Raw genomic sequence first — 16,627 nt, forward strand, 5'->3', positions numbered from 1 at the left:
ATCTCGACAAGCCATTCGGCGACGGGCAGCACTAGGGTGCCGGGCGCTGCCTGCCCAACCGTGCTCGCCGGCCAGCGGTGCGGTTCGACGCTGACCGCATGCGGCCAGGAAATCAACTGTCAATGTTGTGTCAACGGTTGCGCAACGCCACCCGTGTAGCGTCTGGCAATAGCTCGAATGTTGCAATACCGAGCACCGACCGAATAGCACGACGGAAGGATGACGCTCCCGAACCGAATGCGGCCGAATTTAGCTTGGAGGGCACATCAATGCAATGTGAGTCAGCGGCCTGTGGCACCGGCGAATCGTGTTTGTGCTCGTCGTGTTTCAACCAGGTGTCGCACGAACTCCAACTCTTGCCCGCACTCTACAGCTATTGTGAAGCCGTGTTGGCGCCCTCGCAGCGTACCGGGCGTGAGCGGGTTCGTGGCGGCAGGCCGGACTCGACCAAGCTGAACCACGCCGCCCTCACCGCGCGCGAAGACATCATGTCGATTCTTGCGTCATGGTCCAGTCTCGTCGTCGACGAACGCCGCGTCGCAACCATTCCGGAACGGAATGTCAAAGACCTGTCGGCTTTCTTGATCGCGAACCTGGAATGGCTCGCCCAGCATCCTGCGGCGAATGACTTGGTGACAGAAATTCATCATGTGGCCGAAGCAGCCAAGGTCGCCGTCGATCCCGACTCGGCCGTCCGGCTGCGATTGGGCTCATGCGCGCAACGCCGGTGCAATGGGACGGCCTACGTCACTGCCCAGTCCAGTGCGACCCTGAGTTATCAGCTGCGGTGCACGTTCAGCCGTGAACGACTGCCGTTGTCCATCACCGACAACACACCCCCGGCGCAGGCCCGCCCACGATGCCCGGTGATCCAGGCCCGGATCATCGAGACCGCGAGCACGCAGGCCACCGGCCCGCTCCTGCCCACCGATCTGGCCGCCACCGTGGCCGGCGTTCCGCACGCGACGATCCGCAAGTGGGCCAGCCGCGGCAAGCTGACCCGCTACGGGCAACCGACCCGGGCGCGCTACGACCTGCACGAGATCATCGCACTGATGAACAACAAGGACGCGTCGTGACCGTTGCGGCCAGCGAGGTGTCGTGCTCGGCGCGCACGAAGCGGGGGTCGTCGATGACATCGGCCAGGAACGTCTGCGTCGTACTCAGGCCCGCGCCCTGAAGGTGGAACTCGCCGAGCGCCCGGCGCATCCGGGCGATGGCCCCCTCTCGATCCGGTGCCCACACGCAGAGCTTGGCCAGCAGGGAGTCGTACTCGGCCGGCACGGCATGGCCAGGACGCACGTGCGTGTCCACACGGACGAACGGCCCACCTGCGGGGATGAACTCCGCCACGACGCCCGGTGCCGGCGCGAACTCGCGGCACGGGTCCTCGGCGTTGATCCGGCACTCGATCGCCGCACCGCGGGTGACCACGTCGGACTGTCTGATGCGCAACGGTTCGCCAGCGGCGATGCGCAGTTGCTCCTGCACGATGTCCAGACCGGTGACCATCTCAGTGATCGGATGTTCCACCTGGACACGGCAGTTCACTTCCAAGAAGTAGAACCGGCCGTCGGTGTCGACGAGGAACTCGAACGTCCCCGCGCCGACGTAGCCGGCCAGGAGGGCGCCCCGGCAGGCCGCGGCGCCCATCTCGTCGAGCAGAGCCTGGTCCAGCCCCGGCGCGGGTGACTCCTCGATCAGCTTCTGGTAACGACGCTGCACGCTGCAATCGCGCGTGCCGAGATGGACCGCGTTGCCATGTGCGTCACACAGCACCTGGACCTCGACGTGACGGGCCCGCGCGAGGTACTTCTCCACATAGACCTGACAGTCGCCGAACAGCATCCCCGCAGTGGCCGCCGTCGTGCGGTACGTGCGCCCGAAGTCGTCCGGGCCGTCGACCACCTGCATACCGAGGCCACCGCCGCCGGCCGAGGCCTTCACGATGACCGGGAATCCGATGTCCGAGGCCAGGTCGAAGGCGGCCGCGGGCTCCAGCGGTTCCATGCTGCCGGGCAGCTGCGGAATGTCCGCCCGCGCCACCAGGGAGCGGGCGGACACTTTGCTGCCGAGCAGGTCCATCGTCGCAGCCGGCGGCCCGATGAACGTGATGCCCGCGGCCGCGCAGGCCGCGGCGAAGTCGGCGTTCTCGGACAAGAAGCCGTAGCCGGGGTGGATCGCATCGGCGTCGGTCTGCGCCGCGGCCTCGATGATCGCCGCGGCATTGAGGTAGCTCTTCGTCGACTGCGGCGGGCCGATCTGCACCGACGCGTCGCTGAGCCGGACTGCCTCGGAATCGCGGTCGCGACTGGAATGCGCCACGACGGCCTCCACTCCGGCGTCGTGACACGCACGCACGATGCGCACCGCGATCTCACCCCGGTTGGCGACCAGAACTCGTTTGAACATCGCGACCGTCCTCACTGAGGTCATGAAGTCTGGGATGGAGCCAGCGCCAGCAGCGGCTGGCCGTGTTCGACCGAAACGCAGTCGTCGATCAGCACCTCCACGACCGTGCCGGCCACGTCCGCCTCGACCGGAATCATGAGCTTCATCACCTCGACGATGCCGACCTGCTGGCCGGCGGTGACGGTGGACCCGACGGTGACGAACGGCGGTGCGCCGGGTTCGTGCGCCTGGTAGAACGTCCCGACACTGGGCGCACAGACGTAGCGCATCCCCGGATCGGCGTCCGGAGCCTGCTCGGGTTCCGTACTCGCCGGTGGTGCAGCCGGTGGTGCGCCCGGTGGTGCAGGCGACGGTGCTGGCGACGGTGCCCGCCAGTCCAGTTCGATCGTCACGTCGTCGGTGCGCACACAGACCCGGTCGGGTCGATCACTCAGCGCCTCGAGCAGTTCGAGCATGGCGTGATACACCGGTGTGGCCGACCGGCCCCGGTCACCCCGCCATCTCATCGTGCACCCCCCAGCGGCTGGTGATGCCGGCCATGTCGGCCGTGTCGAAGGAGCCGAACGCGCTGAACCTACGCATGCGATCACCTTTCAGTTGGTCAGCGTCGAGCCGGCCCAGATCGTCCAGACTTGCCGTGATCGCGCTGCGCAAACGTTCAGCGGCCAGCATCGGGTCGGCTCCGACACCACCGTCCGGCTCGGTCAACACGCCGTCGACCACACCCAGGCGCAGCAACTCACGTGCGCTGAGACCCAGCGCCGCCGCAGCGGCCGGGCCCTGCGCGGAGTCCTTCCACAAGATCGAGGCGCAGCCCTCGGGACTGATCACCGAGTAGGTGGCGTGCTGCCAGATCAGAACGCGGTTGGCCACCGCGATGCCGAGCGCACCACCGCTGCCGCCTTCGCCGGTCACCACAGTGACGATCGGGACCGGCAACGACATCATCAAGCGCAGGTTCTCCGCGATGGCGCCGGCCTGTCCTTGTTCCTCCGCATGCTCGCCGGGGTACGCACCGGGCGTGTCGACCAGCGTGACCACCGGCACGGACAGCTTGGCCGCCAGCCGCATCACACGCGCGGCCTTGCGGTAGCCCGCGGGGTAGGCCATGCCGAAGTTCCGCTTGGACAACTCCTCGAGGGTGTGTCCCTTCTGCTGCCCGATGACGACGACGCGGCGACCGGCCAGTCGAGCCAGGCCGGTGACCATGGCCGGGCACTCGCCGGACACCCGGTCACCGCTCAGTTCGCGGAAATCGTCGAAGACGAGATTGACGTAGTCGAGCATGGTGGGCCGAGTCAGGTCACGCGACAACCGCACCTGGTCCCAGGGCTGGTCGGCGGGCAACTGGGCCGAGTCTCGCACCACCGAGTCTCCAGCACCGGCCGCCACCTCGGCGTGCTCGCCGCTCGTGTCCGGCGGCGAGGCGGCACGTAGGAGCTTGGCCAGTTCGGCCCGCAGCGATTGCCGGTGCAGCACCATGTCGACGAAGCCTCGCTCGAGCAGGAACTCCACGGTCTGAAAGTCGTCGGGCAGCTCCTTGCCGATGGTCTGTTCGATCACCCGCCGACCGGCGAAGCCCAGCCGTGCCCCCATCTCCCCGACGATGACGTCGGACAAGGTCGCGAACGACGCGGCCACGCCTCCGAACGTCGGGTCGGTGACGACCGAGATCGTCAGCAGGCCGGCGGAGTCGAGACGCTCCCACGCGGCGCTGGTCCTGGCCATCTGCATGAGTGCGATGGCGCCTTCCTGCATCCTCGCTCCGCCCGACGCGGTCACGACGATCAGCGGCAACCGGCGCTCCAGAGCCGCATCGGCGGCTTCGATCAACGCCGAGCCGGCATGTACGCCGAGGCTGCCACCCAAGAAACGGAAGTCCATCACCGCGACCACGGCCGGGCTGCCTTCGATGCACAGTTGGGCGCTCGTCACCGCTCCCTCCAGGCCCGTCTTCGCGCGCGCTTCGGCCAGCCTGCGGGGGTACGGCATGGTGTCCACGAACCCCAGGACGTCGGGGCTGTCGCGCTGCGGACGGTCGAGCTGCTTCAAGCTCCCGGGGTCGGCCAGCTGTTCCAGCCGCGTCTCGCCGTCGACCATGGTGTGGTGCCCGCATTCCGGGCAGACGAGCTTGGACCTGATCCATCGCTTTCGGTACACGATCGCGCGGCATGTGTCACACAGCACCCACTCGGGGCACGTCGCCACCTTGTCACTCATCGATGACAGCCCTCCAGATCGCCACTCACGTGTCCTGCGGACGCACCTGCAGCGTCCGCAGGACACGCCGGACCTACGCCGTGCAGATCCCCTGGACCCCGACCCGCTCGAAGATGTGCGGATAGATGACGGTGCCGTCGGGCCAGCCGTCGTGCTTGGCCTGAAACTCCGGGTCCGAGAAAGCCGTGGCCAGAGCCTCGCTGGACTCCCACGTCGCGATGTTCACCATCAGCCTGCTGTCGCCGGTGCCTTGGTGCAGCTGCGCGGAGATGTAGCCCGGTTGGGCCTTCATCCACTCCGCGTCCTCTTTCCACTTGGTCATCGCCTGCTCCTCCGCCCCTTCGGGCACCAGGAACATGTTGACCAGGACGACCGTCCCGGTTTCTTCCTTCAGTTGGGACTCGAACGATGTCGACGGGTCCAACCCCTTGAGCTCGATCACGTGACTCACCTTCTCCGAATCGTCGATCCGTCGGTCGTGCGAAGTAGCGGAACGACCTCCTCTCTGACGTAGGTCTGTGGCCCGCCATGGCGCGGTTCCGCCTCGATGACGCGCACGTCGTGTTCAGCACACGCTGAGCGCAGGGCCCGCCGTGACCGCCGGTCGACACCCGCACCGATGATCAGCGCGTCGACCGCGCCGGAGCGGACGCCGGTGACGGCTTCGGCGGTGGTCCGCACGCCGGACGCGGTGAACCCGGCCTCCTGGAGCACCGGGATCACGGCGTCAAGAATTCTCTGCAGCCGCCCGATCACCAGAACTTTCATGGCCCGCCAACCTTTCTCGCAGGAATTGCACGACCCGCGCCCGGGCCGCGAACGCGGAGTTCTCCGCGCGCTCGCGAACTTCGGCTGTCAACACCGAGTGCGCGTTCTTACTGAAGCCGTCGGGGTTACCAGGCCCGGAGTTCAGCTCTATGACCTCGAAGCCGTCGCCCAGGCGCGCCCGCAGTGCGGCGAAGCGATCACCTGGACAGCCGCGGTCATGGCTGAACCGCAGACCGAGCACACACAACCCCGACCCGGCAACCCGGTCGGCCACCGCGGCGAGCTCGCCCGCAGAAACCCCGGCGTCGCGGCGGCGGGCCCGGCTGGTCGGGAACGGTAGCGCCGGCTGGCTCAGAACAGGTGCGATCACCGACTCGTCGGCGGCGGCAGCCAGGGCGAAGCCGCCGGTGAAGCACATGCCGATGACGCCCACCCCGCTACCGGGGGTACGCGCGTTCAGGTCCCGAGCCAGCGCGCGTACGTAGTCGGCGATGGGCCTCCGCGCCTTCGTGGCGAAGGCGCGGAACTCCGCCGAGATACACAGCCTGGCCACGGTGCCGATGGCGTAGCCGGGTGACGCCGAGCGGCCCGGTGTGCCGAACAGCGACGGTATGGCCACGGTGAAGCCCTGCTCGACCAGGTGATCGCCCAGCGCCAGGACCTGCGGCGTGATGCCCGGAATCTCCGAGAGCAGCACCACCCCGGGTCCGTGGCCCTTCTCGTAGACGTCGTGGGTGACCTCCGCATCGGTGAAGGCGGCGCGGCGCCACCCGGTGAGGTCGGCTCGGGGTGCTGACTCGGACATGTCTCTCCCTGCGGCGAGTCGTGGGTCAAGGCGAGGAAGACACCCTGACCGGTTTCAAGGCGAGGTACTCGTGTGCTTTGACGCGGTTGAGGATGGCGCGGATAGGCGCCGGAATCGCCGTCTCCTCCTCGGCCACGTACACCTGCGGATCGCCCAAGTGAATTCGGCGTCGCCCCGTCACCAGGACGCAGCCCTCCGCGGCCAGGACATTCTTGACCCAGTCCGAGTCCGACCCGTACGGCAGTGAGAACACGTACGTGTCGGCCTGCCGGAACACCTTGACCGGTGTCCGGTACGAACGACCTGATACGCGTCCCACGTGGTGCAACGACCCGAACCCGGGTAATCGGGCAAGAGCCGGGCCCACGACGCGGTTGGCGAAAACACGGTTGAACCGGGCCAACCGTCGTTGTATCGACATATTCAGCTCCTTGTCGTTCATGACAGCGCCTTGACAACGTGATGTGCATCACGTCGACTGGACCGATGTCACACTCGGCGCCTCCGGGCAGCACTCATGGTCAACGGCACGTGAGGAGCACGCCAATGTCCGAGACCTCGACCGAAGACGCTGCGACGCAGGTGTTTCTCGATCATCGCCGGCTGCTGTTCTCCGTCGTGTACAACCTGCTCGGCAGCATCGCCGACACCGAGGAGGTGCTCCAGGAGACCTGGCTGGCATGGACACGGCACAGCGACCGGCTCGATGCTGACGAGATCGAGAACCCGCGGGCCTATCTGGTGCGCGTCGCGGTCAACCAGGCGCTGACTCAACAGTCGGTCATCAGCCGCCGGCGCGAGACCTACGTCGGGCCCTGGCTGCCCGAACCGCTCGTCGCCGACGCCGCCGAAGCCGAGTTCACCGACTCCGCGTCGAACGCCGAATCAGTGTCCATGGCGTTGCTGGTCGTGCTCGAGACCTTGTCGCCCCTCGAACGCGCGGTCTTCGTCCTGCACGAAGCGTTCGGCTATCAGCACACCGAGATCTCCGAGATCCTCGGCCGCAAGCCGCAGGCCATCCGCCAGATCGCACATCGTGCCCGCAAGCACGTCGAGGCCAGGCGGCCGCGATACCGGCCCGATCGCAAGGTTCAGGAGCGGGTCACCGAGCGGTTCATCTCCGCGGCGCTGGGCGGAGACCTGAGCGAACTCATGAAGGTGCTGGCGCCCGATGTGACCTTGTGCGCCGACGGCGGAGGCAAGGCGCCGGCCCCGGGCAAGCCGATCGAGGGCCGAGAGAAGGTGGCGCGCCTGTTCGCCGGTTTCGCCACGCGCCCGCTGTCCGGGCTCAGCATGCACTACCGCCTCGCCAACGGCGAGCCGTCCGTGCTGCTTCTCGACGGCGACACGCCGTGGTTCATCCTGATCCTCGATCTCACCCCGGACGGCGAGCAGATCCGCAGCATCTACGGCATCTCCAACCCCGACAAGCTGGCCCGGATGGTGCAGTCCTGATCAGCCGTCCCAGATCGGGTGCCCGGCCATCGGCTCGTCCTCCAAGGCGCCCAGCGCGCCGCGGAAGAAGATCAACGGCTCCCGGTTCTGCCGAAGCACACCGAGTTCGACGACCTCGGCCAGAAACACCACATGGTCACCGCCTTCGAACTCGTCGACCAGGCGGCAGGACAGGAACGCGAGAGCCTCGCTGAGCACCGGAACACCGGTCACCGACGGGTGCGAGGCCACCGTGTGAATCGGGGCGGTCTCGCGGGCTGCGAAGGCCCGGGCGAGTCGTTCGTGCTGCCCGGCCAGGAAGTTCACCGCGTACGCACCGGTCTCTTGCACCACCGGACGCAGCCTGGACTCCTTGTGCAGGCAGAACAGCACCATCGGCGGATCGAGCGACACCGAGGTGAACGAGTTGACCGTCGTACCGTCCGCGGCGTCACCCACCCCACTGGTGATGACGGTGACCCCGGTGACGAACAGCCCGCACACGTTGCGCAGGACCTTCCCGTCGACCGGATCCGTCTCGTGCACGGCCATGCGGCTGCTGACCGCTTCCCGGTGGCTGAGTCCCGGAGTCTTCATCGACGACCTTTCCGTTGCTGTCAAGGCGGACTCATGTGTCCGCATACCAGTTCATCGGCACCGGCCAGCCCTCATGACGTTCGAAGCCCAGCGCGCGATGCATGCTCTCGGCCTGTTGCGAAGAGAAGATGCTGACTCGTCCGCAGCCGTGTTCCACGAAGTAGTCGAGCAGCGCCCGCCAGGATGCCGTCATATGGCCCTGCCTGCGGTGCCGTGGGTCCGTCCCGCCGATCAAGGCGTAGCCGAACACCGGCCGCAGCGCCGTCGGGCCGGGAAATCGCCGTCGGATCTCACCTGAGGCGAACGCCACCACGCCGGCGTCGTCGGTCTCGGTGACGAAAGCGGCGAACGTCGGATCGTTGGCGAAGCGATCTTCGAACTCTTCGGCGCACGCCTGGATCCACGGTCCGTGCGGATGCGGCCCGTTGATCGCGTCGTGCATGCTCACGGTGATGTCGATGAGCCGCGGTATGTCCGACCGGTCGGCCCGGCGCGTCGTTGCCACGAGAACCGCCTCCAACACTGCTGGTCAGCGCAGTCGGGCGGCGTGCTCACCGAGCTGGGCGACCACGTCGGCCGGGCTGGGCATGGCGTCGATGTCAGCCACCACGTCGGCGGCGGCACTGCGGTAGGACGGCACGTCGATGACCTCGCGCAACGCCTTGCTGACCGTCTCCGGTGTCGCCTGTGAACGTTGGACGGCGACGCCGACACCGCGGGTGGTCATGACGTGCGCGTTGATCGGGGAATCGCCCACGTCTCTGGGCAGGGCGACCTGCGGCACCCCGGCGCAAAAGGCGGAGAACATCGAGCTCATGCCGGAGTGATGCACCACGGCATCGCAGGTGTCCAGCAGGTTGGTCAGCGGGATGAAGTCGACGGCTCGAACCGAGTCCGGCAACTTGCCGATGATGGACTCCACGTCCACGCCGCCGGTGGCGAGCACCACCTCGGCGTCGAGATCGGCCGCGCCGTTGACGACCGCGTCGAGCACCGCCGCCCAGCCGTCGTCCGCCGAGGTCGTGCCCATCGTGACGGCGATACGCACCGGGCGCCGCCGACGCAACACCCAGCCGGGTACCTCGCCGGAGCCGTTGTACGTACTCGGCCGCATCGGCAGGACCGGGAACGGCATCTGGCCCGGTGTCATCGGGCTCAGTCGCTCGATGGGCTCCGGCGACAGGCTGATCTCGACGTCGCAGTGCTCGGGGAAAGTGGTGACACCGTGGCGCTGCACGACCTCGGGTGGTTCAGCGGCCATCCACGGGACCATCTGGTAACGCAGTCCGATGCCGTGCATCACCGCCAAGGCCCCGGCCGCCCGCGCGGCCAGCAGCCCCGTGGGCATCCAGGCCGGCGTCACGACGACGTCGGCCTTCCAGTCCCGGGCGGCATCGACCAGGCCGGGCAACATCAGCCCGCCGACCTCGGCCAGCATGCCCACGAATGCACCGACGGCCTTCTCCGGCGGCAGGTCGCGGTTGGATTCGTCGGTCATGAACCGCCGGTACGGCTCGGTGACATCCACGCCGGGTGCCGGGTCCAGCACGGCCAACCCGGCGCTGGCCGCGGTCTTGCGGGTGATTTCACCGCCGCTGAACAGCACCTTGTGGCCGGCCAACCGGGCCGCCTGGGCCAACGGGACCAGCGGCGTGGTGTGAGAGAACGTGGGCGAGGTGGTGAACAGGATACGCATGGCAGTCTCCTTTGCTGTCGGCACCGGTTCATCCGGCGGGCGTGTGTGGACTCGGCCGCTCGGCGATGGCGCACACGTACGCTCCGTAGGCGGTACCGGCCATCTCCTCGCCCAGCCGGCGGCATTGCTGCGGCGTGATGAACCCCTTGTGCAACGCGACTTCTTCGATGCACGCGATGCGCTCACCCTGGCGCTGTTCCAGCAGCTGCACGTACTGGCCGGCGTTGAGCAGTGATTCCGGCGTGCCCATGTCCAGCCACGCGAATCCGCGCCCCAGCTCGGTCAGCCCGGCCCGGCCTTGAGCCAGGTAGGCCCGGTTGACGTCGGTGATCTCCAGCTCGCCGCGGTCGGACGGAGCGATGTTCTTCGCGATGCCGACCACGTCGCTGTCGTACATGTACAGACCGGTCACCGCGAGGTTCGACCGCGGCCGGGCCGGCTTCTCCTCCAGGGTCAGTAGCCGCGCGTCGTCGTCGATCTCGCCGACGGCGTAGCGGCTCGGATCGCTCACCCGGTAGCCGAACAGCTCGCATCCGTCCAGATTGGCGACGCTGTCGCCCAGGAGCTTCGAGAACCGGGGACCGTGGAAGATGTTGTCCCCCAAGACCAGGCACACCTGATCGTCACCGATGAAGTCGGCACCGATGATCAACGACTCGGCGATCCCCCGCGGCTCGTCTTGCGCGGCGTATTCCACTGTCAAGCCCAACCGCGAGCCGTCGCCGAGCAGATCCTCGAACATGCCCAGCTGGCTCGGCGTGCTGATCAGCAGCATCTCGCGCACGCCGGCCAGCATCAGGACCGACAGCGGGTAGTAGATCATCGGTTTGTCGTAGACCGGCAGCATCTGCTTGGACAGCGCGCCGGTCAGCGGACGAAGCCGCGTCCCGCTGCCGCCGGCCAGGATGATGCCTTTCATGATCTCCTCCCCCGTTGTTCGATGGCCTGGCAGCGCGCGTACTCCGGCAGAAGCCCCTGTTCCTGTGCTTCGGCCAGGGTCATGGCCACCCGGTCTCGTTCGGAGACGGTGAGCTCGAGGTCGTCGGGCAGTGGCAGCGCCAACTCCGGGTCGGTCACCGAGATCGCCAGTTCGTTCTCCGGTACGTAGCTGCTGGTGACGAGGTACGACATGACGGTGTCGTCCTCCAGCGCGACGAACGCATGGGCCGTCCCGACCGGGAAGTACATGGCCCGGAAGTCCTGCTGATCCATCAGCACCGAGTCCACCTGGCCGAACGTCGGCGATCCGAGCCTGATGTCGACCACCATGTCCAGCGCCGAACCGCGAGCGCAGTAGACGTACTTGGCGCAGCCTGGCGGGGTGCGGGTGTAGTGCACTCCGCGGACCACACCGCGGCGCGAGCGGCTGTGGTTGCTCTGGGCCAGCGGGAATCGACCCCCGGTCGCCGCGGCGAAGGCCGGGCCCTGGAACGGCGAGACGAACAGTCCGCGCTCGTCCGGATAGACCGGGGGCGTGAATTCGAGCGCACCGTCGACCTTGAGTTCGCGTACCTGCATGATGAACTCCTGTGGCTCAAAGGGTGGACAACACGTCTCGCACCGCGGCGATGACCTTGTCCTGCAGCCCGATGGGCAACGACGGGTACATCGGCAGCGAGAAGATCTCGGTGGCCAGGTGCTCGGTGACCGGAAGCGCTCCGGGGCCTTGCGGCAGGTGGGCGAACCCGCTCATGGTGTGAACCGGCCACGGATAGCTGATGTTCAGGTGGATGTCGTAGGCCTTGAGGCGTTCGACGATGTCGTCACGCCGCGGGTGCCGGACCACGTAGACGTAGTAGACGTGCTCGTTGCCGGGATTGGCGCTGGGCAGCACGAGGTCGGTGTCGCCAAGTCCCTCGACGTAGCGGCGGGCCACCTCGCGGCGGCCGGCCACGTAGGAGTCGAGCCGGGTGAGCTTGCGCCGCAGGATCTCGGCTTGGACCTCGTCGAGCCGGCTGTTGTGCGCAGGCGTTTGAACCGTGTAATACGTGCGCTCCATGCCGTAGAAGCGCAGCCTGCGCAGACCCGCGGCGACGTCGTCGTCGTCGGTCAGCACCGCGCCGCCGTCACCGTAGGCGCCGAGCACCTTCGTCGGATAGAAGGAGAACGCGGCCGCGTGGCCCGTCGTGCCGGCGAGCCGGCCGTCCTGGCGCGCACCGTGAGCCTGCGCGCAGTCCTCCAGCAGCACCAGGTCGTAGCGTTCACACAGCTCACGCAGCGGTTCGAGATCCACGCACTGGCCGTACAGATGGACCGGCAACAGACAGCGGGTCCGCTTCGTGATGGCAGCCTCGACCTGCTGCACGTCCATCAGGAAGTCCTCGGCGCGCACGTCGACGAACACCGGCGTGGCACCGACGGCATCGATGGCCACCACCGTCGGCGCCGCGGTGTTCGACACGGTGATGACCTCGTCACCGGGACCGACATTCAGGGCTTGGAGTGCCAACTTGATCGCGTTGGTCCCGTTGTCGACACCGACGCAGTGGTTGCGCATGTGATAAGAGGCGAACTCGTCTTCGAAACCCCGGACGCTGTCGGCGAGCACCAACCGGCCGGAGCGGAACACCTGCTCGACCGCGTCGAGGATGTCCTCACGTTCGTTCTCGTACTCAGGCAGGTAATCCCAGACGTAAGTGGTCACGATCTCCCCTTCTGTGCCGCGACAAGGCGGTCCAGCCCTTCGCGTAACGAGATCCGGGGCCGCCATCCGGTGACCGACCGGAACGGTGACGAATCGATCGTCACGCTCTGAAAGTCCGTGGCGGGTGCGTGTTCGGGCGGTTCGGCGCAGATCACGGGGACCGGCGGTGCCCCGGTGTGGTCCGCGACGCATTGGGCGAGACAGGTGAACACCGCGCCGAGGCTGTCGCCGCGTCCGGCGCCGAGCAGCCAATGCCGACCGGCCAAGTCGTCGGGGTGGTCCAACGCGGCCTCGAAGGCCGTGGCGATGTCGGCGACGTGGACCAGGTCGCGCCGGACCGTGCCGTCGTGCCACATGGTGATCGGCTCTCCGGCACGGGCCTTGCGCACCATGGTCGAGATGACGCCGCGGTCGCTCACACCGGCGGCCGCGCCTTCACCGAAGACCGTCGGCAGCCGCAGGCTGATGCCGCGCACCTGTCCTGCGCGCGTGGCGTCCATCAGCAACTGCTCGGCAGCCACCTTCTGCTGGTCGTACGTCGTGGCCGGCCGGTCCGGCTCGCTGCCGTCCAGCGGCTCGCGGGGCGGCGCACCCACCTGGGAGGCCGCCCCGCCGTAGATCACGACCGGCGGCGGCCCGAACCCCGCGGCGCCGGATCGGAGCACGTCGATCAGATCACGCATCACGCCGACGTTCACCCGCCGCGCGCCCGGCTCGGCCGCGGCCCGCCAGCCGCCGTCGCACAGCACCAGGTGGATGACCACGTCGGAGCCCTTCACCGCGGCGGCGAGGGCTTCGCGATCGGTCAGGTCGGCTGACACCGACTCGATGTCGGCCGCCTCCGCAACCGGAACAGCGGCCTCTCGACGAGCCACCGCCCGCAGCCGGACATCACGCCGCGCGAGTCGAGCGACCACGGCGGAGCCGATGAAGCCGGTCGCACCGAGCACGGTGATCAACGGCCTGGCGTCGTCCGCGGCTCCATCGGCCCTACCGGACATGGCGATCAACCTCCCACGGGTTGGATGGTCGGCTCGGCCGCCGTGGACCGCCGCGGCCGAGCGAATCGGCGCATCATGGGCACCTCGACCAGCCGCCAGAGCAGCAGCGAGGCCACGATCGAGGCGGCCATGGCGGCGAGGACGACCAACGTGGCCGTCGTCGTGGTGTACACCCGGGCGGGTCCGAGCAGCTGGAGCAGTGCGAACGTCACCGGGATGTGCACCAGGTACAGCGCATACGACGCCTCACCCAGGCGCATCATGACCGGCGTGGCCAGCCATCCGGACACGCCGTGCTCCACGTCACGGCGTGCGAGCGTGGCGATCACGGCAGCCGCCGGCACACAGGTCGCCGCACCCCACAGATAGGCATCCGGGAGCACCGGTGTGGCGACGAAGACCGCCAGGAGAGCCATGACCGGCCAGAACGGATGCGCGATGGGCCACCGGTGTGACAGCACCGCCCGGGCGAGCAGAATGCCCAAGACGAACTCCAGCGCACGCACCGGCGGGAAGAAGTAGATCAACCACCAGGTCTCCACCGACAACGACATCCATGGCACGACCGTGTCCCCGGGACCGGCCAACGCCACGACCCCCGGCACGGTGACGATCGCGGCCATGACCACGGCCAGCACTGGCCAGAGATGCTTCTGGGCCACCGCGCACAACGGCGCGATGATGAACGGGAAGCTCAGGTAGAAGAACATCTCCGCCACCAGCGACCACGTGACCCCGGTTCCGCTACTGATCAGGCCGGTGTCGGGAACCCACGAATGCACGAGGAAGAGGTTCGCCACCGTCCCGCCTGGTGTCGGCTCGCCCACGGGCAGCATCGTGGCTGCCGTGGTCGCGAGCATCAGGGCGGTCATCAGCACGAGGGTCACGACGTGGTTCGGGAAGATCTTGACGACCCTGCGCCGCCAGAATCGTCGAGCGGTGTCGTCCGCGCGCCTGGTCCAGGTGAGGATGAATCCGCTGAGCACGAAGAACGACGACACCGCGCCGGCGGCCAGGACCTTCGAATAGTCGATGCCTTCCAGGACGGCATGGCCCATGGGAAAGATGCCGGACACGAACACCACGTGACCCACCAACACCGCAAAGGCCAGTAGGAATCGGTACCCGGTCAGCGAAGGTAGTTTGCTCTTGTTCAGGGTCGCGTCCGTCATGGACAATCCCCCCTCGATGAGAAAGATGACGAAGTGATGTTCACGCTCGATCGACGAGCAAGCTGTACAGGCACACCAAGATGCTGCGGGCCTGCACATTGAGGTAATGTGAATGCCGGAGCAGATCTCGTAACTGATGCACCGCCATCCAGCGGTAATCAGGATGCTGATACACGGTGTCGGTCTCGACGATGAGATGCCGGTTGCGAACGCGGTAGAAGCGCCCGCCCTCGTCGGACAGGACACTGTCGAACCGAATCGCCTCCGGCTTTGCGGTCAAGAACTCTTCGAGAAACACCGGCCGTGCGGACGGTGGCAGGTGTTCGTAGTTTCCCGGAGTGCATTGCACCGTCGGGGCCAATTCGGCCACGTCGACCAAGCCGGGTTCGGCGCGTAGGTTCATCAGGACGTGCAGCACCCCGTCGATCGTGGTGACCAGCAGCCCGATCAGGCCGTCTTCCTTCGTCGCCAGCATCGGCTGGGTCCACTGCCCCACCTCTCGGCCGGCTGATTCCACCCGCACCCCGATGACTTCGAAGAACTGACCCGTATCGTGCTGAATGCTTTCCGCGCTGCGACGCCATCGCGTCAGCGCATCCATCGGGACCGGTTCGACGGTGGCGTCGTTCTTGCTTCGACCTTCGCTGATCCACGATTGGATCTGACGATCGGCATGACGAGTCCGAGCCCTCGCGTCGCACGAGCTCACCAGCGCACTCGTGAACGGGTCACCGGCGGCGCTGCCCGTGCGGCCGGCGTCGACAGCGAACGGCAGGACCGACAAGACCGTCCGGCTGTCCATGTTCACCAGATCGGGCTGGCGCAGCAGCCACAGCACGTGCCCCACGCTGAGCCACCGGAAACCGTCTCGCGAGGGAATCTCGTCCATCGTCGAGACGATCATGTTGCGGTTTCGCTTCCGCAAGAACCAGGCGCCCTGCTCCGACTGGCGCACATCGGCCAACACCTGGTCCGTGCGCACTTCGCGAAAGTACTCGAGATAAGGAACCGAACGCCCGCCGTGCACACCGGTGAAGTTGCTTCGCGTCGCCTGGACGGTGGGCGACAACTGGACGCCGTTGCAGTTTCCCGGCTCGTCTTTCAACTGCATCAAGCAGTGCACGATGCCATCGATTTCTTTCACCAGAATCCCCAGGATCCCGGTCTCCGGCTGGTTGATGATGGGTTGGCACCAGGCGGAGACCGGGGCCTCGGGGAGACTGAATCGCAGCCCCTCGATGGAGAAGAACTTTCCGCTGCGATGCCGCAGCCAGCCGCTGTCAGGCTCTTCGTACCAGTCGTTCAGCTTGGCCAGCGGTACGCGTTCGGCGTGGGTGTAGATGTGCCCTTTGGACTCTTCGATCTCGCGATCGAACTCGGCGAGGTCGAGGCTGTCACGCTCGCGCGCGAGCATGGACTCCGCAATGGTCGACGGCGTCGTCATGACATGTCACCTCGGAATCTTCCAACATGGCCGGCGGGGTCGCCGTCAGGCCACGCACAGGCCTTCGACGGCGACCTTTTCGAACACGTGCGGGTACGCGACGATCCCCTCGGGGTATTTGCTGCTCGCCTTCTGGAACTCAGGGTCGGAGAACGCGCGGAACAGCGCTTCTGAGGACTCCCAGACCGCGACGTTGACCATGACTTGGCTGTCGGCGGTGCCCTGGTGCAGCTGCGTGGAGATGAACCCGGGCTGGGCCTTCATGAACGACGCGTCCTCGCGCCAGGTCTCCAAGAACTTCTCGCGCATCTCGCGGGGCACGGTCACGGTGTTGATCAGCGTGATGGGCCCGGTCTTCTGTTGAAGCTGCGCCATGAGAGGCGTGGTGGGATCCAGTTCCTCGATCTTCATGGTCGGTCCTTTCGTGATCGTTC

19 protein-coding genes are annotated in these 16,627 nt (G+C 67.1%); 2 read left to right on the forward strand and 17 right to left on the reverse strand.

Features of this window, described 5'->3' with window-relative positions:
• Positions 1-137 precede the first annotated feature (137 nt).
• Positions 138-1,079 (forward strand): hypothetical protein, encoded by a 942-nt coding sequence (locus M6444_RS19145; RefSeq protein ID WP_298331138.1) that lies wholly within the window; start codon positions 138-140, stop codon positions 1,077-1,079.
• Here M6444_RS19145 and M6444_RS19150 read toward each other — a convergent pair.
• The 7 genes from M6444_RS19150 to M6444_RS19180 all read right to left on the reverse strand — a co-directional run bounded on the left by M6444_RS19150 (position 1,045) and on the right by M6444_RS19180 (position 6,626).
• Positions 1,045-2,412 (reverse strand): biotin carboxylase N-terminal domain-containing protein, encoded by a 1,368-nt coding sequence (locus M6444_RS19150; protein WP_298331140.1) that lies wholly within the window; start codon positions 2,410-2,412, stop codon positions 1,045-1,047. The two genes, M6444_RS19145 and M6444_RS19150, sit on opposite strands and share 35 nt — an antisense overlap.
• Before the next feature lie 20 nt (positions 2,413-2,432).
• Positions 2,433-2,918: a biotin/lipoyl-containing protein gene (locus M6444_RS19155; RefSeq protein ID WP_298331142.1), complete on the reverse strand. Its 486-nt coding sequence runs from the start codon at positions 2,916-2,918 to the stop codon at positions 2,433-2,435.
• Positions 2,902-4,632: an acetyl-CoA carboxylase carboxyltransferase subunit alpha/beta gene (locus tag M6444_RS19160; protein ID WP_298331144.1), complete on the reverse strand. Its 1,731-nt coding sequence runs from the start codon at positions 4,630-4,632 to the stop codon at positions 2,902-2,904. Before M6444_RS19160 ends, M6444_RS19155 begins: the two co-directional genes overlap by 17 nt.
• A gap of 73 nt (positions 4,633-4,705) precedes the next feature.
• The gene (locus tag M6444_RS19165) at positions 4,706-5,074 is read right to left on the reverse strand and encodes an antibiotic biosynthesis monooxygenase family protein (protein WP_298331145.1); all 369 of its coding nucleotides are present in this window, start codon (positions 5,072-5,074) and stop codon (positions 4,706-4,708) included.
• Positions 5,075-5,079: 5 nt separating this feature from the next.
• A complete protein-coding gene (locus M6444_RS19170) occupies positions 5,080-5,400 on the reverse strand; it encodes a hypothetical protein (RefSeq protein ID WP_298331147.1) in 321 nt (106 codons plus the stop codon).
• Positions 5,360-6,205 carry a dienelactone hydrolase family protein gene (locus M6444_RS19175; protein ID WP_298331149.1) on the reverse strand — a complete coding sequence of 282 codons (846 nt, stop codon included), beginning with the start codon at positions 6,203-6,205 and terminating at the stop codon, positions 5,360-5,362. The genes M6444_RS19170 and M6444_RS19175 overlap by 41 nt, the downstream gene beginning before the upstream one ends.
• A gap of 25 nt (positions 6,206-6,230) precedes the next feature.
• Complete coding sequence (locus M6444_RS19180) at positions 6,231-6,626, reverse strand: nitroreductase family deazaflavin-dependent oxidoreductase (protein WP_298331151.1); 396 nt, start codon at positions 6,624-6,626, stop codon at positions 6,231-6,233.
• A 125-nt stretch (positions 6,627-6,751) separates the two neighbouring features.
• Here M6444_RS19180 and sigJ point away from each other — a divergent pair, with 125 nt between their 5' ends.
• On the forward strand, positions 6,752-7,660 hold the full coding sequence (sigJ, locus tag M6444_RS19185; protein WP_298331153.1) for an RNA polymerase sigma factor SigJ: 909 nt from the start codon (positions 6,752-6,754) through the stop codon (positions 7,658-7,660).
• On the opposite strand, the gene M6444_RS19190 is transcribed toward sigJ, so the two are convergent.
• The 10 genes from M6444_RS19190 to M6444_RS19235 form a co-directional block, all read right to left on the reverse strand.
• Positions 7,661-8,191 carry a flavin reductase family protein gene (locus tag M6444_RS19190; RefSeq protein ID WP_363326434.1) on the reverse strand — a complete coding sequence of 177 codons (531 nt, stop codon included), beginning with the start codon at positions 8,189-8,191 and terminating at the stop codon, positions 7,661-7,663.
• Between the two features lie 76 nt (positions 8,192-8,267).
• The gene (locus M6444_RS19195; RefSeq protein ID WP_298331157.1) at positions 8,268-8,741 is read right to left on the reverse strand and encodes a GNAT family N-acetyltransferase; all 474 of its coding nucleotides are present in this window, start codon (positions 8,739-8,741) and stop codon (positions 8,268-8,270) included.
• Positions 8,742-8,765: 24 nt separating this feature from the next.
• On the reverse strand, positions 8,766-9,932 hold the full coding sequence (locus M6444_RS19200; protein ID WP_298331159.1) for a nucleotide disphospho-sugar-binding domain-containing protein: 1,167 nt from the start codon (positions 9,930-9,932) through the stop codon (positions 8,766-8,768).
• 28 nt (positions 9,933-9,960) lie between these two features.
• Entirely contained in the window at positions 9,961-10,851 is an 891-nt protein-coding gene (gene rfbA, locus M6444_RS19205) for a glucose-1-phosphate thymidylyltransferase RfbA (protein WP_298331161.1), read from the reverse strand.
• Entirely contained in the window at positions 10,848-11,450 is a 603-nt protein-coding gene (locus M6444_RS19210) for a dTDP-4-dehydrorhamnose 3,5-epimerase family protein (RefSeq protein WP_298331163.1), read from the reverse strand. The genes rfbA and M6444_RS19210 overlap by 4 nt, the downstream gene beginning before the upstream one ends.
• A gap of 16 nt (positions 11,451-11,466) precedes the next feature.
• Positions 11,467-12,576, reverse strand: coding sequence for a DegT/DnrJ/EryC1/StrS family aminotransferase (locus M6444_RS19215; protein WP_298331166.1), 1,110 nt, complete (start codon positions 12,574-12,576; stop codon positions 11,467-11,469).
• Positions 12,573-13,577 (reverse strand): NAD-dependent epimerase/dehydratase family protein, encoded by a 1,005-nt coding sequence (locus tag M6444_RS19220; RefSeq protein ID WP_298331168.1) that lies wholly within the window; start codon positions 13,575-13,577, stop codon positions 12,573-12,575. Before M6444_RS19220 ends, M6444_RS19215 begins: the two co-directional genes overlap by 4 nt.
• 5 nt (positions 13,578-13,582) lie before the next feature.
• Positions 13,583-14,749, reverse strand: a complete 1,167-nt coding sequence (locus M6444_RS19225; protein WP_298331170.1) for an acyltransferase — start codon at positions 14,747-14,749, stop codon at positions 13,583-13,585.
• Between the two features lie 40 nt (positions 14,750-14,789).
• Complete coding sequence (locus tag M6444_RS19230; protein WP_298331172.1) at positions 14,790-16,193, reverse strand: NDP-hexose 2,3-dehydratase family protein; 1,404 nt, start codon at positions 16,191-16,193, stop codon at positions 14,790-14,792.
• 45 nt (positions 16,194-16,238) lie between these two features.
• On the reverse strand, positions 16,239-16,604 hold the full coding sequence (locus M6444_RS19235) for an antibiotic biosynthesis monooxygenase family protein (protein ID WP_298331174.1): 366 nt from the start codon (positions 16,602-16,604) through the stop codon (positions 16,239-16,241).
• Positions 16,605-16,627: the final 23 nt, after the last annotated feature.

The sequence above is a fragment of the Haloactinopolyspora sp. genome, assembly GCF_027324685.1.
Lineage (GTDB): Bacteria > Actinomycetota > Actinomycetes > Jiangellales > Jiangellaceae > Haloactinopolyspora.